The 23894-nt window shown below is 32.7% G+C and carries 19 protein-coding genes, 1 tRNA gene and 1 pseudogene; 11 read left to right on the top strand and 10 right to left on the bottom strand.

Features of this window, described 5'->3' with window-relative positions:
• The 7 genes and pseudogenes from AB162_RS01170 to lolB form a co-directional block, all read right to left on the bottom strand.
• Window positions 1-1943: pseudogene (locus tag AB162_RS01170) on the bottom strand (exoribonuclease II).
• Between the two features lie 87 nt (window positions 1944-2030).
• Window positions 2031-2810, bottom strand: coding sequence for an enoyl-ACP reductase FabI (gene fabI / locus AB162_RS01165; RefSeq protein ID WP_053096758.1), 780 nt, complete (start codon window positions 2808-2810; stop codon window positions 2031-2033).
• A gap of 48 nt (window positions 2811-2858) precedes the next feature.
• Window positions 2859-3944, bottom strand: coding sequence for a redox-regulated ATPase YchF (gene ychF, locus AB162_RS01160; RefSeq protein WP_053096756.1), 1086 nt, complete (start codon window positions 3942-3944; stop codon window positions 2859-2861).
• Between the two features lie 37 nt (window positions 3945-3981).
• A complete protein-coding gene (pth, locus tag AB162_RS01155; RefSeq protein ID WP_053096754.1) occupies window positions 3982-4560 on the bottom strand; it encodes an aminoacyl-tRNA hydrolase in 579 nt (192 codons plus the stop codon).
• Between the two features lie 63 nt (window positions 4561-4623).
• Complete coding sequence (locus AB162_RS01150) at window positions 4624-5571, bottom strand: ribose-phosphate pyrophosphokinase (RefSeq protein WP_053096752.1); 948 nt, start codon at window positions 5569-5571, stop codon at window positions 4624-4626.
• Between the two features lie 64 nt (window positions 5572-5635).
• On the bottom strand, window positions 5636-6505 hold the full coding sequence (gene ispE / locus AB162_RS01145; protein WP_053096750.1) for a 4-(cytidine 5'-diphospho)-2-C-methyl-D-erythritol kinase: 870 nt from the start codon (window positions 6503-6505) through the stop codon (window positions 5636-5638).
• Window positions 6505-7128 carry a lipoprotein insertase outer membrane protein LolB gene (lolB, locus tag AB162_RS01140; RefSeq protein ID WP_053096748.1) on the bottom strand — a complete coding sequence of 208 codons (624 nt, stop codon included), beginning with the start codon at window positions 7126-7128 and terminating at the stop codon, window positions 6505-6507. Before lolB ends, ispE begins: the two co-directional genes overlap by 1 nt.
• Window positions 7129-7324: 196 nt before the next feature.
• Between lolB and prfA the strand changes: the two genes are divergently transcribed.
• Window positions 7325-8413 (top strand): peptide chain release factor 1, encoded by a 1089-nt coding sequence (gene prfA / locus AB162_RS01135; protein WP_053096746.1) that lies wholly within the window; start codon window positions 7325-7327, stop codon window positions 8411-8413.
• Window positions 8413-9252, top strand: coding sequence for a peptide chain release factor N(5)-glutamine methyltransferase (prmC, locus tag AB162_RS01130; protein ID WP_053097376.1), 840 nt, complete (start codon window positions 8413-8415; stop codon window positions 9250-9252). The genes prfA and prmC overlap by 1 nt, the downstream gene beginning before the upstream one ends.
• A gap of 10 nt (window positions 9253-9262) precedes the next feature.
• Here prmC and nadE read toward each other — a convergent pair whose 3' ends face one another.
• Complete coding sequence (nadE, locus tag AB162_RS01125; protein WP_053097374.1) at window positions 9263-10087, bottom strand: ammonia-dependent NAD(+) synthetase; 825 nt, start codon at window positions 10085-10087, stop codon at window positions 9263-9265.
• Window positions 10088-10280: 193 nt separating this feature from the next.
• Here nadE and pepA point away from each other — a divergent pair, with 193 nt between their 5' ends.
• Genes pepA through AB162_RS01110 form a run of 3 tightly spaced genes read left to right on the top strand, consistent with a single transcriptional unit; the run spans window position 10281 to window position 15197 of the window.
• Entirely contained in the window at window positions 10281-11810 is a 1530-nt protein-coding gene (pepA, locus tag AB162_RS01120; RefSeq protein ID WP_053096744.1) for a leucyl aminopeptidase, read from the top strand.
• A gap of 44 nt (window positions 11811-11854) precedes the next feature.
• A complete protein-coding gene (locus AB162_RS01115) occupies window positions 11855-12298 on the top strand; it encodes a DNA polymerase III subunit chi (protein WP_053096742.1) in 444 nt (147 codons plus the stop codon).
• Between the two features lie 31 nt (window positions 12299-12329).
• Window positions 12330-15197, top strand: coding sequence for a valine--tRNA ligase (locus tag AB162_RS01110; protein ID WP_053096740.1), 2868 nt, complete (start codon window positions 12330-12332; stop codon window positions 15195-15197).
• Between the two features lie 42 nt (window positions 15198-15239).
• On the opposite strand, the gene AB162_RS01105 is transcribed toward AB162_RS01110, so the two are convergent.
• A tRNA-Thr gene (locus AB162_RS01105) sits at window positions 15240-15312 on the bottom strand.
• Window positions 15313-15446: 134 nt separating this feature from the next.
• Here AB162_RS01105 and lepA point away from each other — a divergent pair.
• From lepA to murJ, 6 genes are all read left to right on the top strand, one after another.
• Window positions 15447-17243, top strand: a complete 1797-nt coding sequence (lepA, locus tag AB162_RS01100) for a translation elongation factor 4 (RefSeq protein ID WP_053096738.1) — start codon at window positions 15447-15449, stop codon at window positions 17241-17243.
• A gap of 43 nt (window positions 17244-17286) precedes the next feature.
• On the top strand, window positions 17287-18231 hold the full coding sequence (gene lepB, locus AB162_RS01095) for a signal peptidase I (RefSeq protein WP_053097372.1): 945 nt from the start codon (window positions 17287-17289) through the stop codon (window positions 18229-18231).
• Between the two features lie 32 nt (window positions 18232-18263).
• Window positions 18264-18962, top strand: coding sequence for a ribonuclease III (gene rnc, locus AB162_RS01090; RefSeq protein WP_053096736.1), 699 nt, complete (start codon window positions 18264-18266; stop codon window positions 18960-18962).
• Window positions 18952-19872, top strand: coding sequence for a GTPase Era (gene era / locus AB162_RS01085; protein WP_053096734.1), 921 nt, complete (start codon window positions 18952-18954; stop codon window positions 19870-19872). Before rnc ends, era begins: the two co-directional genes overlap by 11 nt.
• Window positions 19873-20066: 194 nt before the next feature.
• Complete coding sequence (gene acpS, locus AB162_RS01080) at window positions 20067-20447, top strand: holo-ACP synthase (protein WP_053096733.1); 381 nt, start codon at window positions 20067-20069, stop codon at window positions 20445-20447.
• 90 nt (window positions 20448-20537) lie between these two features.
• A complete protein-coding gene (gene murJ, locus AB162_RS01075) occupies window positions 20538-22067 on the top strand; it encodes a murein biosynthesis integral membrane protein MurJ (protein ID WP_053096731.1) in 1530 nt (509 codons plus the stop codon).
• A 19-nt stretch (window positions 22068-22086) separates the two neighbouring features.
• On the opposite strand, the gene argS is transcribed toward murJ, so the two are convergent.
• Window positions 22087-23832: an arginine--tRNA ligase gene (gene argS / locus AB162_RS01070; protein WP_053096730.1), complete on the bottom strand. Its 1746-nt coding sequence runs from the start codon at window positions 23830-23832 to the stop codon at window positions 22087-22089.
• Window positions 23833-23894: the final 62 nt, after the last annotated feature.

Raw genomic sequence — 23894 nt, 5'->3', positions numbered from 1 at the left:
TTATACAAGGTTAGCAATAATAGAACGATTATCCATGCGTACTTCTACAATATAAACATTTAAAATATCACCTTGTCGATAACGCTCTTTACCTTTTACTTGTATTATCCCTGTATCTTGATTGAAAATTATTTCATCACGTATACGATGAATGAATATAGCAGGAATAAAAGCAATAGCACCATTATCAATTAATTTGATTCGCATACCACTACGGCAAATATCAATAATTTCAGCGCTATAACATATATTTTTACCTTCTTTATTTTTAAGAAAACTAGCATATAGCCAATCCTCTAAATCACGTTCAGCAAGACGATTTTTTCTACGACGTGCAGATATCATTAAAGCAATGTCTTGTTTAGGGCTTTCTACTTTTTTTGCACTAATTAGTGCCTTAAGTAAACGATGATTTAGCATATCACTATATTTACGAATAGGCGAAGTCCAAGTAGCATATACATCTAATCCTAAACAAAAATGTGGTCCAGGCTTAGTTTGTAACGTAGCACAAGTTTGAAAACGACGAATTCGGCTATCTAAATATGAAGTAGGCATAGTATTTAGCTTACGACGTAAAGCACAAAATCCTTGCAATGTTAGCAATGTAGTCGCATCTGCTGTAATATTATTTTTTCGTAAAATAGTAATGACCTGATTAATCATAGTTTCGTCAAAGCCATTATGGGTGTTATAAATACCAAAGCCTAGACTATCCCTTAGTACACGGGCTGCACAGCTATTAGCAAGAATCATCACTTCTTCAATCATACGTTTAGCAATTCTGCGAGGTTCAGCAACAATTTTATTTACTTTACCTTTTTCGTCTAAAATAAAACGGTAGTCAGGTTTATCCTTAAATACTAACGCATTTTCAGTACGCCAGGCACTACGAGCTTGATAAACTCTATATAACAGTTTTATCTGTTCTGCAATAGCATTATTCTCTGGTTGCCAAGTTCCGATATTTGCTAGCCAATCAGATACGTTATTATAGGTTAGCTTAGCTTTTGATTCTACCCATGCGGTAAAAAATTTTATCTCTTCTTCTGCTGCAATCGTTCCGTCATTATGCATGGATACTTGGCAAACCAGAGCCGGCCGTTTTTCATTTGCACGTAAAGAACATAGAGAATCAGATAGGATACGCGGTAACATTGGAATATTTAAACCAGGAAGGTAATTAGTGAAAGCTCGGTGGCGAGCAATATTATCTAGCGGACTACCAGCTATAATCCATGCAGTGGGATCTGCTATAGCTATAGTAATTACTAAAATTTTATTCTGACCATAGGTAATATATAATGCATCATCCATATCTTCTGTGCTAGCAGAATCAATAGTAATGAAGCTCAGTGCTGTTAGATCTTGTCTAACAATACCATCGTCTTGCTGTATTAAGTCTGGCGGCATGTCTGGCGCTTTTCGGTCTAAATTATACCTAGCTAAGGTAATCCACCAGGGAGCATAATGATCATTATTAGCAGTAATTAATTCAGTAATATTAGCGTAAAAATATCTATGACCATCTAGAGGATGACAGCATATTTCTGCGATTACCCAATCTCCATTACAAAGTGCATTACTTAAATGACATTTAATACGTGCTGATATCAATTCTTTAATTATCGTATTGTATGGCAAAATAGTAATTTTTTCGTTTTGTATTTGTACCTGACCTACAAAGCGCGATAAAAAAGGCTCAATTAATGTCTCTGGTTCAGCTATTTGACGATCTTTTGTTGTGTGTAATATTGCACTAATTTTATCACCATGCATCACCTTATTCATAAAATGAATAGGAATCAAATAGCTCTTATTAGAGTCAACTTCAAGAAAGCAAAAACCTTTATCAGTACTTTTTTTTACTACTCCTTCAGTACGTTGTGTGTTATATTTTAGTTTTTTTTTATTTGGATAAGTAATGGGTGATTTTGAAACATAATATGTATTACATATTAGCAAGTAATATTCTCAATTTTTAGTAGTAGTTACTACTTAGTAATAAAGTCAGTAATATCATAATATTATTATATTATATTCATTACTGCAATATTAAAGCCTCCATCTACATGTATGACTTCACCAGTAATCCCAGCAGATAAATCTGAGCAAAGAAATGCTGCGGTATTCCCGATGTCATCAATTGTTACTAAGCGGCGAATAGGAGTAACTGATTCACAGTAATTCTGCATTTTTTTAAAATTTGATATGCTTGATGCCGCTAAGGTCCTAATAGGACCGGCTGAAATAGCATTAACACGTACACCTTGTGGCCCAATTGCGTTTGCCATATAGCGTGTATTAGCTTCTAACGATGCTTTTGCTAGACCCATAACATTATAGTTAGGAATAGCTCGTTCTGCTCCTAGATATGTAAGGGTAACAAGGGCTGAGTTAGGGTTTAGCATATGGCGACTGGCTTTAGTTAAAGCAACAAAACTATAAGAACTAATATCGTGCGATATAGCAAAGCCTTCTCTAGTTATGGTACTGATATAATCACCATTCAACTGATTACTAGGAGCATAAGCAATAGCATGGATGAATCCGTCAAATTTTTGCCAGACCTTCGCCAAATAATCAAACATAGCTTTGATACTATCATCTTTCGCTACATCACATTGTAGTACTATGCTAGAATTAAAATCTACTGCAAATTTTTCTACTCTAGATTTTAGTTTATCATTTTGATAAGTAAAAGCTAGCTCTGCTCCATAACGGTATAGAGCCTTAGTTATCCCATAAGCAATCGATCGATTACTAGCTATACCTGTCACTAGAATACGCTTACCCGTAAGCACACCAATAGGACTCCCTAATTTTTCATAATATTTAAAAAATATAACATACTTATGTTAAACATTAAATAAGAAGTTTATTATATCGCCATCTTGAACAATGTAATCTTTTCCTTCAAAACGCATTTTACCTGCTTTTTTAGCACCTTTTTCACCTTTAAAGGTAATGAAATGATCAAATGTAATAGTTTGTGCACGGATAAATCCTTTAGCAAAATCAGTATGAATTTTTCTAGCTGCTTGCAAAGCTGTCGTGCCTACTGGAATAGTCCAAGCACGTACTTCATTTGTCCCAGCTGTAAAGTATGTTTGTAAATTTAGTAGCTCATAACCAGCTCTAATTACACTATTTAATCCGTATTTTGTTACATCTAATTCGGCTAGATAATTATTATACTCTTCTGTGTATAAATTCTCTGAATCTAATATAGCGCATACTGTCACAACTATCGATTTTTCTATGGCAGCAATTTTTTTAACTTTTTCTATAAATACATTGTTTTGTAATCCATAGTTATTAACATTAGCTATATACATAGTTGGTTTTATTGTTAAAAAATTATAATTAATCAGTGTAGTTTTTTCTTCATTACTTAACTGTAACGTACGTAACATGCCAGCATTACTAAGATGCTTTAGGCATTTTTCTAGCAAAAATTCCTCTATTTTAGCATGTTTATCGCCTATTTTTACACGTTTATGTACTTTATTAAGAGCACGTTCGCAGATGCCAATATCGGATAATGCTAATTCTGTATTAATAACTTCTATATCAGATATAGGATCAACTTTACCAGCTATATGAATTATATTGTTATTTTCAAAACAACGAACAACATGACAGATAACTTCTACTTCACGAATGTGCATAAGAAACTTATTGCCTAACCCTTCACCTTTAGATGCATTTTGTACTAACCCTGCAGTATCCACAAACTTAATTGTTGTGGGAACAATACGCTGTGGTTTCACTACTAACGCTAGTTGATCTAATCTTTTATCTGGAACAGATAAAATTCCAGTATTAGGTTCAATAGTACAAAATGGAAAGTTTGCTGCCGCAATACTAGCTTTAGTCAATGCATTAAAAAGTGTAGACTTGCCTACATTAGGTAATCCTACAATGCCACATTGTAACGCCATAATATTATTCCATTTAACTAATATGTTATTATTAAGACTATTTAATAGTATGTAGCTGTTGCATTGCTTTTAAAAAATGTTGCTGAATAATCATGTTAGTACAAAGTACAGCTTCATTAATTGCATTTTTAATTCTTTTTTTTTCCATCTCTAATGGTGTTTCTAAAACGAAACTGACTACTTTTGTTTTATCACCAGGGTGTCCAATACCAATACGTAGTCTATAAAAATTATTTTTATTACCTAAACAGGTTATAATATCTTTTAATCCATTATGACCACCGTGACTACCTTTATATTTAAGTCGTACATACCCAGGCGAAAAACTTAGATCATCGTGCGCAATTAAAATTTCTTCTGGCTCAATATGATAAAATGTTGCAATTGCTGCTACTGATTTACCGTTATTATTCATGAATGTTGTTGGTACTAGCAATCTTACATAGTTATTATTATGCTTAAAATAGCTAGTATAGCCACAAAATTGTTTTTCTTCTGTGAAAGACTTATTTTGGTAATGAGCTAATGTATTAACATACCATGCACCAACATTATGTCGTGTATTAATATATTTTTTCCCTGGATTAGCAAGGCCTACAATAAGTTTGATTGTCACTAGTTACTTTTATGAATAAATAAATACAATTACATTAGGTTTAAATGCGAACTCAATTAACTATTAATGTTCAAACATTGCTGAAATAGATTCTTCATTACTAATACGACGAATTGCTTCAGCTAGCATCCCTGATAAGGTTAGAGTACGAACGTTAGGTAGTGCTTTGATAGCAGAATTTAAAGGAATTGTATCACAAACAATAACTTCATCAATTACTGAATTTTTAATATTATCATAGGCATTACCTGAAAAAATAGGATGAGTAGCATAGACTAATACACGCTTTGCGCCGCGTTCTTTAAGTGCGTCTGCTGCTTTGCATACGGTGCTACTGGTATCTATTATATCATCGACTAACATACAATCACGATCTGCGACTTCACCTATAATATGCATTACTTGTGAAGTATTTGCTCGTGGACGACGTTTATCAATAATAGCCATATCGGTATCATGTAGTAGTTTAGCGATAGCACGGGCACGCACCACACCACCAATATCTGGTGAGACAACTATTGGATTGTGCAGCTCTTGCTGTAACATATCTTCTATAAGAAGAGTACTTCCGAAAACATTATCTACCGGAACATCAAAAAAACCCTGAATTTGTTCAGCATGTAAATCTACTGTAAGAACTCTATCAACGCCTACACTTGATAGAACATCTGCTACAACTTTTGCTGTAATAGGAACACGTGCTGAACGTACCCTTCGATCTTGTCTAGCATAACCGAAGTAAGGTATTACTGCTGTAATACGTCCTGCTGATGCACGACGTAGTGCATCAACCATCACTACTAGTTCCATTAGATTATCATTAGTAGGAGCACAGGTGGACTGAATAATAAACAAATCCCCCCCGCGTACATTTTCATTAATTTGCACGCTAACTTCTCCGTCACTAAAACGAGTAACAGCTGCGGTACCAAGACTAGTATACAAACGATTAGCAATTTTTTGCGCTAGTTCAGGAATTGCATTCCCAGCAAAAAGTTTTAGATCTGGCACTAATAATTACCTCTTTAAGTGGTGTAGTATTGTACTATAGTACACAATTAATGACTAGGCGTACTTATAATAATCCATTTGATAATAATCTGTTGTGTAACGGCGAAATATTAATTCCTCTAGCAACAAAAGCTTGCATCCATTTAGGTTTAATAGAAAATACATTACGTGCAGCTAATTCTGTATCAAATTCTGCAAATACGCAACTACCTGTTCCAGTTAATCTTGAAGGTGCGTATTTTAACAGCCATAATATATTATGTTCAACTAGAGAAAAATTTTTTCTGGTAATTGGTTCACAATCATTATAAAATTGTTCTTTTAATAATTTTTTTATAGATTTTTTAGGTGTTGTTCTTTGTAAGAGCGGATCATTAAAAATAATAGAAGTATAAATTTTTACTTGTGGAATAGCAACTAAATACCATTTTTCTACTGGTAATACTGGCGTCAACTTTTCTCCTATGCCTTCAACTATAGCTGATTTACCATATATAAATACTGGTACATCTGCTCCTAGCGTCAGTCCTAATTTAGCAAGAGTATCTAAATTAAGTCCACATTGCCATTGTGCATTAAGTGCTATCAATACCGTTGCTGCATCTGATGAACCCCCGCCTAGACCACTGCAAATTGGTAGGATTTTATTAATTTTAATATCTACGCCTCCTAATCTGCCGCAATAATGTTTAGAGTTTATGCAATAGTCCTGTAATAATTTAGCTGCACGGATAATAAGATTGTTCTCCTCAGCTATCCCATGAATATAATTAATTAATCTAATCTTATAATTATTATTAGGTATAATAGTAATGCTATCACTATAATCAAGAAATTGAATAAGAGTTTGTAACTGATGATAACCATCTGGACGTTGACCATTAATATACAAAAATAAATTAATTTTAGCTGGTGCTGGCCAATTACTTATCATTAAAAACTCCAATGATCTATTTTAAATTTAATTATATTTTCACCTTGATGTATTGCTAAATCAGCAGGTAAAGCAGGTTCTATATCATCATGATATAGCGGATAACTTACTATCCAGTTTTTGTTATTATTATAATAATTAATTTTATGTATATAACCTCTTTGATTGACTATAAAATTATTAGATTGACCGGGAAGACCTAGTATCCAATAGCTAATTTCATTAAATGGAATAAATATTCCAAAAAATTTTTTTATCATTCCTACAGTATCTTTGCTATAAAAACTTTTTCCATTATTGTCGATCATGTGTACTAGACCTGGTCGTATATGTAAGTCCATGTTCTTTTGACCAATAAAATTTAGAAAAATAAGCCGGTATTCATCATTACTTATTTTTTGCCAATTAAAGCGTGCAAATAATTTTTGTGATGGTGAAATATAGGCAAAAGTACCTTTAGTTTTATAACTAGTTATTTTTTCTACTAAATGTTTATGGCTTTGCCATTGTTGATGAATATTAGTTTTTGTTGGTAATTGTGGTAATTGTTGTTTTTTTAAACTACATGATATAAGTAAAATACTTACTAATAATAGTAGTAAATTTTTGATTTTTATTTGCATGGTAAATTTATTGTATAAAAAAGTTAATTAAAACAGACTTAAATTTAATTTAGTAAAATTTATGCTAACTAATATGACCATTTAAATATAATTACTTATTATTTATAGGAGTAAGCAGTATACTGTGGTTTTATTTTTCGTATACTCTAAAAATAGTCTTTAATTAACAGTATTAGAAATAACTATTTATTAAATTATGAAAACTTTTATAGTTACCAAGTTAACAACTTTACAAAATCGTTACAAAGAATTAGAAATATTACTAGGTAACCCTGAAATCATTAAAGATCGTGAACAATTATGCGTATTCTCTAAAGAGTATGCGCAATTAGCTGATATTACATCTTGTTTTCAACATTGGCAGCAGGTGCAAGAGAACATTGATAAAACTATGCAGATAGTTGAAGACCCGGAAATGCGGGAGATTGCACAGGAAGAATTAAATAAATATAGTACTTTACTAATTACGCTAGAACAACAATTACATTTATTACTATTACAAACAGATAAAGATCCTAATGATAAATATGGATGTTTTATTGAAGTACGTGCCGGTACTGGAGGAAATGAAGCAGCATTATTTGCAGGAGATTTATTTCGTATGTATAGTCGATACGCCGAAATAAATAGTTGGACATTTGAAATAGTAAGTGCAAATTACGGTCTGCACGGTGGCTATAAAGAAATTATAATAAAGATATCCAATGATAACGCCTATGGTAAGCTTAAGTTTGAATCTGGTGGTCATCGTGTACAACGAGTCCCAGAAACTGAATCACAAGGAAGAATCCATACTTCTTCTTGTACAGTAGCAGTTATGCCGGATATTATAAAAACTGAATTAACAGAAATAGATAATTATGATCTTAGGATAGATACATTTCGTGCTTCAGGTGCTGGTGGTCAGCACGTTAATACTACAGAATCTGCTATTAGGATTACCCATATACCTACTGGTTTAGTTGTAGAATGCCAGGATGAACGTTCGCAGCATAAAAATAAAGCTAAAGCTTTGTCGGTGCTAGGAGCTAGGTTACGCGCTATAGAAGCACAAAATCGGCAAAAAGAAGAGTCTTTTATTAGAAGAAATTTACTAGGAAGCGGTGATCGTTCTGATAGAATACGTACTTATAATTTTCCTCAAGGACGTATTACTGATCATCGTATTAGTTTCACTACCTATCGTCTATATGATGTTATAGATGGGAAGCTAGAAATATTAATTCAGCCCATGATGCAAGAGTATCAGGCTAATAAGCTTGCAGCTTTATCTGAGACAATATGATTAATTGGCTACAATGGCTTGAGTATGCAACTTATCAACTTAACACAACATCACCAAGTCCAAGATTAGATTCGGAAATATTACTAGGTAAAGTATTAGGCGTAGGACTTACAACTTTGTTAGCATTCGGAGAAACTTTATTAGATGATGCTAAATATACGCAGCTAGATAATTTATTAAAGCGTAGAATACGCGGAGAGCCAATTGCTTATTTAACTGGAGATTGGGAGTTTTGGTCATTAAATTTACTAGTTTCTACTGATACTATAATTCCTAGACCAGAGACAGAATGTTTAGTAGAGCAGGCATTAAATCTATTATTACCAACTAAATCAGAAGTGCTTGATCTAGGTACTGGAACAGGAGCTATAATACTTGCGCTAGCCTATGAAAGACCTAATTGGCGTTTAACAGGTATTGATAATAAGCCTAGTATAGTGGCATTAGCTGAAGCTAATGCCACTATACTAGGCATAAAAAATGTAAAATTCATATGTGGTAATTGGTTTAAACCATTACAACATAATACTTTACGATATAGTCTTATCGTTAGTAACCCCCCCTATATTGATGTAAATGATCCGCATTTAAATAAAGGAGATGTGTATTTTGAACCAAAAACTGCATTAGTTGCAAATGATAATGGGATAGCAGATATTGCATTAATTTGCCATCAATCAGGTAAATATTTGCAACATAAAGGTTGGTTAGTACTAGAACATGGGTGGAAACAAGGAGAACAAGTACGTTCATTATTAGCAAAATATGGTTTTATTCATATCTCTACATTAAGAGATTATAGTGATAATGAGCGAATTAGTCTAGGACAATGGTTATAAGTAGATATTTTTATTTCAAATAAATATCACAAACTGTAATTGGAATATGTCTTTTATGCTCAGTTTTAAGATACAAATTTTCAATTTTTTTAGCTGTATCTATATCAATAATTTTTCCTTCTAGATAATCATCTATTTGTTTATAGGTTATACCTAGCGCTAATTCGTCCGGTAATCCTGGATTGTCTTCTTCTAAATCAGCTGTTGGTACTTTCAAATATAAATTCTGAGGACAGTCAAAGTATTGTAATAATGCTGTGACTTGTCTTTTATTAAGACGGAACAAAGGATTTATATCTGTACCTCCATCACCATATTTAGTAAAAAAACCAGTTATAGCCTCTGCTGCATTATTTGTACCTACAACTAATCCTCTGGTCATCCCTGCGATACTGTATTGTACTTTCATACGCTCACGCGCTTTCTCATTTCCCTTTAAATAATCACTTAAAGTAAAACCAGCTTCACGTAAATTAGCCTCACTCGCTTGAATAGAATTTTTAATATTTATCGTAATCAAATTATCAGGTTTAATAAATTTAATTACATCATCACAGTCTGCTTCGTCTTTCTGTTCTCCATATGGTAACCGTACAGCGATAAATTTATAATTTTTTTCTCCAGTTTCCTGCCTTAATTCTTGTATAGCAAGTTGGCATAATTTACCAGTAAGAGTTGAATCTTGTCCACAGCTAATACCTAGTACTAAAGTAAGTAAATATTGATGTTTTTTTAAATAATCTTTAATAAAATTTACGCTAATACGTACTTCTTTATCTGGTTCTATAATTGATTTTACGCCTAGATTAGTAATAATTTTTTTCTGTAGTTCCATAGTCATTGTGATTATTTACTTATAAAGGATTGATCAATATTAGCTGAAAATATTATTTATAACAAATTTCTATTATTAATTTAATAATAAATAAATATAATTTAAATTTATATTTCCATAGTATAAAAAATACTTATGATTTCTTTACTAAATTACTTTTTATAAACTTCAAGCTATTTATTAAGGAGAATCAATGTATTTTAGTGTTAAAAGCGGGAGTCCGGAAAAGCAACGTAGTACCTGTGTGATAGTTGGAATTTTTGAGAAACGTCGCTTATCTGATGTTGCTGAACAATTTGATAAAATTAGCGAAGGCTATATCAGAAATCTGCTAAGACGTGGTGAATTAGAAGGTAAAATAGGGCATAATTTACTACTATATAATGTTCCTAATTTACTATATGAAAGATTATTACTTATCGGATGTGGTAAGGAAAGCGAGCTAGATGAACGTAAGTATAAACTAGTAATTAATGAAACTATTAATGCTTTAAAAAATACCGGAGTTATGAAAGCTATTTGCTTTTTAACCGAACTCACAGTAAAGGGTAGAAATACATATTGGAAAGTACGTATAGCTGTAGAAACAGTAGAGGATTCAATTTATACCTTCGATCATTTAAAAAGTAAAAAAATAGCAATACTACGACCGCTGAGAAAAATTGTTTTTTACTTATCAACACGTAGTAAACTTACTGATGGGGAGCTAGCTATTAAACATGGTATTGCTATTTCAGCTGGCATAAAATCTGCTAAAGATCTAGCTAATATGCCCCCTAATATATGTAACTCAGCCTATCTTGCCTCTAAAGCAAGCAAATTAGCAGCAGATAGCAGCTACGGAAAGAATATCACAACACGTGTGATAGGTGAAAAAACAATGAAAGATTTAGGAATGAATGCTTATTTAGCTGTAGGCCAAGGTTCTGCAAAAGAATCATTAATGTCAGTGATAGAATATAAAGGTCATGATAATAATAATGATTATAATAAAAAAACAGCACGACCAATAGTTTTAGTGGGCAAAGGGCTTACTTTTGACTCTGGTGGTATTTCTATTAAGCCATCAGAAAATATGAATGAGATGAAATATGATATGTGCGGGGCTGCTACCGTATATGGTGTAATGCGTGTAGCACTAATATTAAAGTTACCACTTAATATTATTGGTATTATAGCAGGATGCGAGAATATGGTAGATGGTCGTTCGTTTCGTCCTGGAGATATCATTACTACTTTTTCTGGCCAGACTGTAGAAGTGTTAAATACTGATGCTGAGGGTCGTCTAGTATTATGTGATACACTTACTTATGTTGAACAGTTTGATCCCGCAATTGTAATTGATGTTGCAACATTAACAGGAGCCTGCATTATTGCGCTGGGACATCATTTAACTGGACTAATGTCTAATAATAAGAAACTATCACATGAACTAAATGTTGCTGCTAAACAGGCTGGAGATCTAATATGGAATTTACCGTTAGAAGATGAGTTTCAAGAACAACTAAAGTCACATTTTGCTGATATGACTAATGTAGGTGGACGTGATGGCGGTGCTATTACCGCAGGTTGTTTTTTATCTCGCTTTACAAGTAAATATCATTGGGCACATTTAGATATTGCTGGAACTGCCTGGAATTTTGGAAAAACCAATGGTGCTACTGGGCGTCCTGTAGCACTATTATCACAGTTTCTACTCAATCGATCAGGATTGATTAGTTAGGAGTAACTGACTTAACTTTCACTATCTTTCATCATTATTATGAAATGAAAACAGCAACTTTCTATCTTATAAATAATAATATAAAAAACGAGTTAATTGCTATTGAGCGACTAGCTTGTTATCTAGCTATCCTAAAGTGGCGGGCCGGGAAACGTATACTAATAGCTTGTGTACATAATAAGCAAGCAAGAAAATTAGATGATGCGTTATGGGCATACACTCCTACTGTTTTTATCCCGCATAATATTGTTGGTGAAGGACCAACAGATGGTGCGCCGGTAGAAATATGTTGGCCTACTAGACTTAGTCCAGTAAACAGTGATCTACTTATAAGTCTACTGCCTACTTGTGCCAAGTTTGCTTCATTTTTCAATGAAGTAATAGACTTTATTCCTAATGAAGAATCTCTAAAACAGTTGGCACGTACTAGATATAAAGTTTATCGTAAAGTAGGCTTTCAATTAACTATTACTCCGCCGCCACAATAATAATATAATATATTTTTACATATTTACATAAATGAATAATACATATAATCCTACCGAGATAGAACAACCTTTATACGAGTTTTGGGAAAAGCAAGGATATTTCAAACCCAATGGTAAAGTCTGTAATAATAGTTACTGTATTATGATGCCTCCACCTAATGTTACAGGGAGACTACATATGGGACATGCTTTTCAACAGACACTTATGGATATACTAATTAGATATCATAGAATGCAAGGAAAAAATACTCTTTGGCAAGTAGGAACAGATCACGCAGGTATTGCTACACAGCTTGTAGTTGAGCGAAAAATGTTTGCTGAAGAAGGTAAAACTCGCAAAGATTATGGACGTGAAGCTTTTATTGATAAAATTTGGCAATGGAAAGCACAATACGGGGGAATCATTACTAATCAGATGCGTCGTCTAGGTTGCTCAGTAGACTGGCAAAGAGAACGTTTTACTATGGATGAAGGATTATCTAATGCGGTTAAAGAAGTGTTTGTCAGATTATATAAAGACAATTTGATATATCGTGGAAAGCGTATAGTTAATTGGGATCCTAAACTAAATACAGCTATATCAGATCTAGAGGTAGAAAACAGAGAAGTAAAAAGTTTCATGTGGCATTTATGCTATCCGCTTGCTGATGGTGTTAAAACATTAGATGGTCTAGACTATTTAGTAGTGGCTACTACACGACCAGAAACTATGCTTGGGGATACCGGCATTGCTGTTAACCCGTTTGATAAACGCTATCATAACCTAATTAATAAATTTGTTGTGCTACCTTTAGTAGACCGTCGCATACAGATTATAGCTGACACACAGGTTGATTTCACTAAAGGTACTGGTTGTATGAAGGTAACTCCTGCTCATGATTTTAATGACTATGAAATAGGTAAACGTCATAGATTACCAGTAGTTAATATTCTAACTTTAGAAGGTTATATCCGTAAAGAAGCAGAAGTTTTTGATAGTAATGGTAATATTAGCAACTTGCTATCTAGCAGAATTCCAAAATATTTACGCGGGATAGAACGATTCGAAGCACGTAAGGCTATAGTAGCGGAATTTGAAAGGCTGGGTCTATTAGAATTAATACAGTCTTATAATGTAACTTTACCTTATAGCTATCGTAGTGGCGTAGTAATAGAACCAATGTTAACTGATCAATGGTATGTTCGTACACAACCACTAGCCAACGTAGCCATGGACGCAGTAGAAAGAGGAGAGCTCAAGTTCGTATCTAACCAGTATAAAAATATGTATATTAGCTGGATGCGTAATATCAACGACTGGTGTATTTCACGTCAACTATGGTGGGGACATAGAATTCCTGCTTGGTACGATAATGATGGGAACGTGTACGTAGGACGTAATGAAATAGAAGTACGTAAAGAATATAAGCTAAGTGATTGTTTGATATTATCCCAAGAAGAAGATGTGCTAGATACTTGGTTCTCATCAGGAATTTGGACTTTTTCTACTTTAGGTTGGCCTGATAATACTGAAGCATTAAGAGTTTTTCATCCAACTAATGTTGTAGTAAGTGGCTTCGATATTATCTTTTTTTGGATTGCACGTATGATAATGTTGACGATGCACTTCAATAAAAATTCTTTAGGAAAACCACAAGTTCCCTTTAAAACAGTATATATAACTGGACTGATACGTGATGAAAAAGGACATAAAATGTCAAAAACAAAGGGTAACGTTATCGATCCTTTAGATATAGTGGATGGTATTTCTCTTGAGAAGTTATTAACTAAACGTTCTAGCGATTTACTAAATAAAAATTTAACTGAAAGTATTCGTAATAGTACCATAAAACAGTTTCCTAATGGGATTCAACCACATGGTACCGATGCATTACGTTTTAATTTAACAGCACAAGCATCAACAGGACGTGATATTAACTGGAATATGAAACGTCTGGACGGTTATCGTAACTTCTGTAATAAATTATGGAATGCTAGTCGCTTTGTTTTAAACAATACTGAGAACCAAGATTGCGGCTTTAATGAAAATGAATGTGATAAAATTTTTTCTTTAGCAGACCGATGGATTGTAGCTAAATTTAACAATACTATAAAGATGTTCCGTGATGCACTAGATAATTACCGTTTTGATCTAGCTGCAGGTATACTGTATGAGTTTACTTGGAACCAATTCTGTGACTGGTATATAGAACTAACCAAACCACTAATTATCATAGGCCAAAACATTGAAGAATTACGTGGTACTCGTTATACTTTAGTCAGCGTACTGGAAGCTTTACTGCGTTTGGCTCACCCGATAATTCCATTTATTACAGAAACTATCTGGCAAAAAATTAAGGTAATAAAGGGAATTCAGCATTGTGAAACAATAATGTTACAATCATTTCCGATCTATGATTCGACTTTAGTTGATAAAAAAGTACTAAATGACTTCGAATGGATTAAGCAGACTATTAGTACAATACGTACTATACGTGCTGAAAGAAAGATAGCAACTAACAAGCCTCTTAAAATACTATTACGCAATGTTCCCGACGAAGCCAAACGTTTGATAAATGATAATTTATTATTAATTTGTAATTTAGCTAAATTAGAAACTATATCTATCCTAAAAGTAGGAGAGACAGTACCTCTGTCTATAACTAAAATTATTTTAGGTGCAGAACTACTTATCCCGCTAGTAGGTATTATTGATAAGAACACTGAATTAAATAGACTAAATAACGAAGTTGTACGTATAGAAAGTGAAATAATCCGTATTGAAACAAAACTAATTAATAAAAAATTTATTAGTAATGCGCCAGAAACTGTAGTAGCAAAAGAGTATGAAAAACTAAAAAAATATCAGCACTCAAAAACTAAACTAATAGAGCAGAAAATAATAATTTCTGAGCTTTAATTTAATACTTATCTTGAAAGTAAGAAAATTTTTTATATATGATGCCGATAATAGGATTCGAACCTATGATCTTCGCTTTACGAATGCGCTGCTCTACCAACTAAGCTATATCGGCATTTTATACTTTTTATACTTTATAACAACTGATACATCAGTGAATGTTGCTTAAAATAAGCATAAAACATTTTAATTTATGTTTATAAACAGCTGTAATAGCGTTTACATAATAGTAATTATAGAGTAATTCAAATGAATAATATACGTAATTTTTCTATTATTGCTCATATTGACCACGGCAAATCGACATTATCTGATAGATTAATTCAGTTTTGCGGCGCATTGAGTGAACGTGAAATGGTTACTCAAGTATTAGATTCTATGGATATTGAACGTGAACGTGGTATTACCATTAAAGCGCAAAGTGTAAGACTAAATTACACAGCACTAGATAAACAAGTATATCAACTTAATTTAATTGATACCCCCGGACATGTAGATTTTTCCTATGAAGTGTCAAGGTCATTAGAAGCTTGTGAAGGAGCGATCTTAGTAGTTGATGCTAGTCAAGGAGTAGAAGCACAAACTCTAGCAAACTGTAATCTTGCTATAGAAATGAATTTAACAGTAGTACCAGTACTAAATAAAATAGACTTAACAGTTTCAGATCCAGATCGAGTATTACAGGAGATTGAAGATATCATTGGTATTGATGCAACTAATGCAGTACGTTGTTCTGCAAAAACTGGCTTTGGGGTATCTAATGTCTTAGAATGTATAGTAAATGATATCCCATCTCCAAAAGGAGATCCTCTTGCACCACTTCAGGCTCTGATTATAGATTCTTGGTTTGACAATTATCTAGGCTTAGTTTCTTTAGTACGTATTAAAAATGGTACTATACGTAAAGGCGATAAAGTAAAAGTTATGAGTACCGGTCATAGCTATAATGCTGAGCGGCTAGGATTTTTTACTCCTAAAAGTGTAGATAGTGAAATACTAAAATGCGGCGAAGTAGGTTGGCTTATATGTGCAATTAAAGATATTTACGGTGCTCCAGTTGGAGATACTTTAACCCTTACTGATAAACCAGCTGATAAGGCACTACCGGGATTTAATAAAGTTAAACCTCAGGTATATGCTGGAATTTTTCCTACCAATTCAAATGAATATAAATACTTAAATGATGCCTTAGGAAAACTAAGATTAAACGATGCTTCACTGTTCTATGAAATGGAAAACTCTATTGCACTTGGATTTGGTTTTCGTTGTGGTTTTCTTGGTTTATTACATATGGAAATTATTCAGGAACGACTGGAACGTGAGTATAATCTAGATATTATAACCACTGCACCTACTGTTATTTATGAAGTGATTACTACTGATAAACAAACTAAATATATCGATAACCCATCAAAACTACCATTGCGTAATATGATTAAAGAGCTAAGAGAACCTATTGTTGAATGTAATATTCTACTACCGCATAAATATATTGGTAAAATAATGCAGTTATGTCTCAATAAGCGCGGCGTACATAAAAATATCTTGTATCACGGCAATAATATCACATTAACTTATGAAATACCTATGGCTGAGATCATGCTAGATTTTGTAGATAGTTTGAAATCTATATCAAGCGGTTACGCATCACTTAATTATGAATTCAAACGCTTCCAAGCATCAGATATGGTGCGCGTTGATCTGCTAATAAACGGTGAATCTATTGATGCGCTAACTATGATTAGTCATAGAGTTAATGCTATGTACCGTAGTCGCGAGTTAGTTAATAAGTTACAAAAAATAATTCCGCGCCAGCAGTTTGATATTTCTATTCAGGCTACAATTGGTAAAAATATAATTGCTAGTGCTACTGTGAAACAATTACGTAAGAATGTTATTGCTAAATGTTACGGAGGCGATGTCAGCCGCAAAAAAAAACTAATACAAAAACAGAAACAAGGTAAGAAACGTATGAAGCAGGTAGGTAAAGTTGCACTTCCGCAGGAAGCGTTCCTAGCAATTATCCATTTTAATAAAAATGAATAAATATCGATATATATCTAAACAATTAATTTTAGGAGTGGTTTGCATGGCTTATAGGTTTATCATTATTTTAGCAATATTAACAGTTATAACCGGAATTGCCTGGTTACTAAAACATGTAAAACGTAAACTAGCACACCTGAACAATAGTAGTATTGTAGCAGTAGTAGAAAAAAATAATCATGATTTGCTTTCTAAAATAGCATCAGCTTTTCCAGTATTATTACTAGTATTTATCGTGCGCTCTTTTGTTGTTGAGCCATTCCACATACCATCTGGTTCAATGATGCCAACATTATGTGCAGGTGATTTTATTTTAGTAAAAAAATTTTCGTACGGAATTAAAAATCCTATTAACCAGAATACTATAATTAACACTGGGCATCCAAAACGAGGAGATGTTGTTGTATTTAAATATCCACTAGATCCAAGTCAAGATTATATCAAGCGTGTTATAGGTCTACCAGGCGACAAAATAAGCTATGATCCTATTTTAAAACGTATAATGATACAACCGAACTGGAATAAGATAGCTTCTTATACTAAGAATAGTTCACTATCTATTACTTACAGTGATATTACTTTAAGTAATTTTGTTCAACACTTAACTATAAATAACAATGGGTATGCCAGTAATGAATTTATGCGTATTCCAAAAAATCAATTATCCTATAATGGTATTCGTTTATCGCAGTGTAAAGAATCATTAGGTGGAGTTATACATGATATTCTTATCGTGCCTAGCAAGTTAGATTATATGAGTATTTATTATCAGCAGCCTGGTTATTCTATTAAAGAATGGATTGTACCGCAGGGAGAATATTTTATGATGGGTGATAATCGCGATAATAGTGCTGATAGCCGTTACTGGGGTTTTGTGCCATACAACAATATAGTCGGCAAAGCTATATTTATTTGGATGAGTGTTGATACACTTAAAAATAAGTGGCCAACTGGTGTTTGTTTAAGCAGAATTGGCTATATTAATTAATATAATTAAATATATTATTTATAGTAATACATATGAATTACTTCTTAAATCGTCTCCAAAATAATATGGGCTATTTTTTTAAACGGCACGAGTTATTATTACAAGCCTTAACACATCGTAGTGCGAGTAACATACATAATGAGCGACTAGAATTTCTTGGCGACTCTATACTAAGTTATGTTATAGCATATGATCTATATAATCGTTTTCAAGATATTAATGAGGGAGATATGAGTCGTATGCGTGCTACCTTAGTAAGGGAAAACACATTAGCAGAAATAGCTAGAGAGTTAGAATTAAGTACGTGTTTACGTCTAGGTCTTGGAGAACTAAAGAGCGGTGGATTACGCCGTGAATCCATTCTTGCCGATGCATTAGAAGCTGTAATTGGTAGTGTATTTATTGACAGCGATATCCTTACTGTAGATAAACTAATACTTAACTGGTATTCCAGTCGCTTAAATGAAATTAGTCCAGGTGAAAAACAAAAAGATCCAAAAACTAGATTGCAGGAGTATCTACAAGGACGCCATATGCCATTACCAGTATATATAGTTGTTCAAATTTATGGTGATACTCATGATCAAAAATTTATTATTCATTGTCAGGTTAGTGGTATAGCATATCCTATTGTAGGTAATGGTTCTAGCCGTCGTCAAGCAGAACAGTCAGCTGCGAAACAAGCTCTTAAAATATTAAATCAAGACACTATCATAAATAATGAAAGATAATAATAAAACTTATTGTGGTGTTGTAGCGATAGTTGGGCGTTCTAACGTGGGCAAATCTACAATTTTTAATAAGCTATTAGGTCAAAAAATTTCTATAACTTCGCGTAAGAAAAATACAACACGTAACAGTATTATTGGGATTAATACAGCAGGTCAATACCAGACAATTTATATCGATACTCCAGGAATAAATCTTATTAATGAAAAAAATATTCTACTCAATAAGTTAATGAACTACACTGCTAGTAAATCGATAGATAATGTAAAAATAGTGATATTTGTCGTAGAAGGGACAAAATGGACTATTAATGATCAAATGATAGTTAATCAGCTAAATAATAAAAATAAATTAGTCCTATTATTAATTAATAAAATAGATCAATTAATTGATAAAAATACACTGTTACCCCACATTAATTTTTTAAGTAAACAGATGGATTTTTATTCAATTATACCTATTTGCGCTGTTAAAGGTATTGGTATCAATACTTTAGCTGGTATATTGCGTAATATATTACCAGCTGCGATTCACCATTTTCCAAAAGAATCAATTACTGATCGTTCACAGCGCTTTATTGCCGCGGAAATTATCCGTGAAACATTAATTAGATTTGTTGGTGATGAGATACCATATTCTATCACGGTAGCAATAGAAAGTTTTGTTACTAACAAACATGGTTGTTACCATATCAAAGGAATAATTTTTGTTGAATACATAGGACAGAAAATCATAATCATTGGTAATAAAGGTAGTAAAATAAAAACTATTAGTATAGAAGCCAGGCAAGCTATGAAAACTATATTTAATACAGTTGTTCATCTAACACTATGGGTTAAAATAAAATCAGGCTGGACCAACGATGAACGTATTTTGCGTAATCATGGATATATGGAATATATCTTACAATAAAAATAAATTAACAATTAGCTAATAATAATTTTTAACTAGATTTTGTTTACCATACAAAAATTTGATAATTTACAAGTAAATTATTATCGCATTTAGTTAGTGTAAAACCTTGCTTAGTGCCGTAACCAAGTAAAACTACTTATTAAGGCTATCACAGATATGACTTATTTTTTACTACATCAGGCGCGCTATTAATGGCTATAATAGGTATAGGTACTGATATTATTGAAATATCACGTATTGAGTCTGTATTAATAAGTTATGGTGAAAGATTTGTTTCCCGTATTTTAAGTACAGTGGAGTTACAACAATATCGTAAGCATAATCAGCAAGTACGTTTTCTTGCTAAAAGATTTGCTGTTAAAGAGGCCGCATCTAAAGCTTTAGGTACTGGTATTTGCCATGGTCTAGCATTTATCCAATTTGAAGTATTAAATAACAAACTAGGTAAACCTGAATTACGGCTACATAAGCAGGCTGCGCAACTAGCTGCTAAACTTGGTGTGACTAACATGCATGTTACGTTAGCTGATGAACGTAACTATACTTATGCCATGGTTATATTTGAGAGATAGAATGTTAGATATATTTAATAAGGTGAAGTAACTTGCTTACGGGTATAATATTAAAAGTATATATTTTTTTGCACAGCAAAAGATCATATTATGATGTTATTTAAACAATTTGCTGCTGTGAGTAGTATTACTATATTGTCACGCGTCCTAGGTTTTGCTAGAGACGTTATGATTGCAAGATTATTTGGTTCTGGTATGGCAACAGATGCTTTTTTTATAGCATTTAAATTACCAAATATGTTAAGGCGTATTTTTGCAGAAGGTGCTTTTTCCCAAGCATTTGTACCTATATTAGCTGAATATAAAATGAATCAGGGTGAAGAGGTAACCCGTAATTTGATAGCCTATATTACAGGTCTAATGTTACTTACACTAACTTTAGTAAGTATAGCTGGGGTACTAGGAGCACCATGGATAATAAAAGTTATAGCACCAGGATTCAGCCAGATTCCAGAGAAATTTCATTTAACATCATCGCTATTAAGGGTTACTTTTCCCTATATTATGCTGATATCCCTAACATCGTTATTAGGAGCTATACTTAATGCTTGGAATATATTTTATGTTCCTGCTTTTGTTCCTATTTTTCTTAACATTAGCATGATAATTTTTGCTATTTTAGCAAAAAAATTTTTTAATCCTCCGATTATGGCACTTGCTTGGGCAGTAGTAACTGGTGGAATACTACAATTAGGTTATCAATTAGCATACATTAACAACATGGGCCTATTAGTTAAGCCACGCTTAAAATTAATAGATTATGGGTTATGGCGAGTATTACAGCTAATGATACCTGCTATGATGGGTGTATCAGTTAGTCATATTTCATTAATAATTAATACTATTTTATCTTCTTTCTTATTATCTGGATCAGTATCATGGATGTATTATGCTGATCGACTAATGGAGTTTCCTTCTGGTGTATTAGGAGTAACTTTAGGAACAATTTTACTACCATCATTATCACGCAGTTTTTGTCAAGGAAATAAATTAGAATATTCCCTTATGCTTGATTGGGGACTACGTCTATGTTTTTTACTAGCGTTACCTAGTGCTGTAGCTTTAGCGATTATTGCTAAACCACTAATAGTAGCTTTATTTCAGTATGAGAATTTTTCTTCATTTGACGCGATGATGACTCATCATGCGCTGTTAGCTTATTCAGTTGGACTAATTGGTATTATGCTAGTAAAGGTTTTATCACCTGGTTTCTATTCACGCCAAGATATTAAAACTCCTGTAAAATTAGCATTTATTACACTAATAATAACGCAATTAATGAATATAATTTTTATTGGTTCCCTAAAACATGTCGGACTATCACTATCTATTGGATTGGGAGCATGTCTTAATGCTGGTTTACTATACTGGCAGTTACGTAGCAAACAAATATTTAAGCCTCAACCTGGTTGGATGAAATTTTTTTTAAGGTTAATATTTACTGTTTTGGTCATGGCAGTAGCATTAATAGTAGTACTGATGTTCATGCCTGACTGGACGCAAGGTAGTATGCTTTTGCGTATGCTTCGTATTATTGGAGTAATCTTAGTAGGAATAATATTTTATCTAATAGCACTTAATTTGGCTGGTTTTAGACTAAAAGATTTTATTAAAAAATAAATTATTAGGTGATTTATTACTACATTTTTTCTAATGTCTCGATACCTAATAGGTTTAGGCCATGTTTTAGCGTACGTAAGGTTAGAAGTGCTAGCTGTAAACGACTGTTACGTTGCATATCATTATTAGCGTTTAGTATAGGATAATGTTCATAAAAGTATGAAAATTTTACAGATAATTTATATAAATATTCACATAATATATGTGGTGTACCATCGCGTGCTACAATAGTGATTGTTTCCTCATATTGTAGCAAATGCACTGCAAGAATATGGATATGTTCTGGTTCATTTTCTAGATATAGACATCCAGTTAACTGCTGCTTATTGTAAGTACTACGATGAAATATTGAATTAATTCTACTATAAGCATATAGTATATATGGTGCTGTATTTCCTTCAAAATTTAACATTTGATCCCAATTAAATATATAGTCTGTTGTTCTGTTTTTGGATAATTCTGCATATTTTATTGAACCAATACTTATTACTTGTGCTACTCGTTCTAATGTGACTGTATCTAAGTGTAAATTTTTACTAATAAGTAGGCAGCGTGCACGAACTAGTGCTTCATCTAGTAAGTCATTAAGCTTAATTGTGACTCCATTTCTAGTTTTGAAAGGTTTACTATTTTCATCTAATATCATACCAAACATATGGTGTTCCAATAATATGTTATTTGGAACATAGCCTGCTTTACGTACTATAGTCCATGTTTGTAGCAAATGCTGATGTTGGCGTGAGTCTATATAATAGATAATTCTATCAGCCTTAAGAGTTTCATAACGGTATTTAATACATGCAATATCTGTAGTAGTATATAAAAATGCACCATCTTGTTTTTTAATAATGACCCCCATAGGGGTGCCATTTTTATTTTTAAATTCATTAAGGAACACAACAGTTGCTCCAGCGCTTTCTACTGCTAATCCTTTAGCTTTTAAATCTTCTACAATACCTGGTAACATATCATTATACATGCTTTCGCCCATGATATTCTCTTTACTAAGAGAAATATTCAGTCTATTATAAGTATTCTGATTATGTAATATAGTTATATCTACTAACTTACGCCAAATGTTCAGGCAATATGAATCCCCGCACTGTAATTTCACTACGTATTTGCGTGCTTTATTAGCAAAATTAGTATCTATATCAAAATTATATTTTGCCTCTCGGTAAAAATTATCTAGGTTAGATAGTGTTATTGATGATTCATCATCGTACTCTTCTTGTTTAAGATAGGCTATTAACATGCCAAAATTAGTACCCCAATCACCAATATGGTTAGCACGTATAACGTTATGGCCCAAAAATTCTAATATACGTGCCGATGAGTCGCCGATAATAGTAGAACGAAGATGACCAACATGCATCTCTTTAGCAACATTAGGAGAAGAGTAGTCTATGACAATTGTCTTAGGTGATGATTTTAATATTCCCATACTGGGTGAGGCTAGGGCTATTAATATTTGTTTTGCTAACCACTGTGAATCTAGAAAAATATTAATAAAACCTGGCCCAGCAATCTCTATTTTGCTTGCTATTTTATCTAATTTATCTAACTTTAGTAAGTTCACAACTTTTTTGGCTAAACAATATGATGATACTCCTAGTTGTTTAGCAGCAGCCATAATACCATTAACTTGATAATCACCAAACTTAGTTTGTACTGATGGTCGTACCTGTGCTTTACAATTATCTGGAATACCTACTATCAGCATTGCTTGAGAAACTTTTTCGGAAATCAATTGGTTGATATTCAATTAAATCTCTTATTAATTTGTTATAATTTTTATAGTACATATTATATATGTAATGAAGATAA

Origin of the sequence: Candidatus Palibaumannia cicadellinicola (assembly GCF_001269425.1) — a bacterium.
Taxonomy (GTDB): Bacteria; Pseudomonadota; Gammaproteobacteria; order Enterobacterales; family Enterobacteriaceae; genus Baumannia; species Baumannia cicadellinicola_A.
This window is presented reverse-complemented; position numbering and strand designations above follow the sequence as displayed.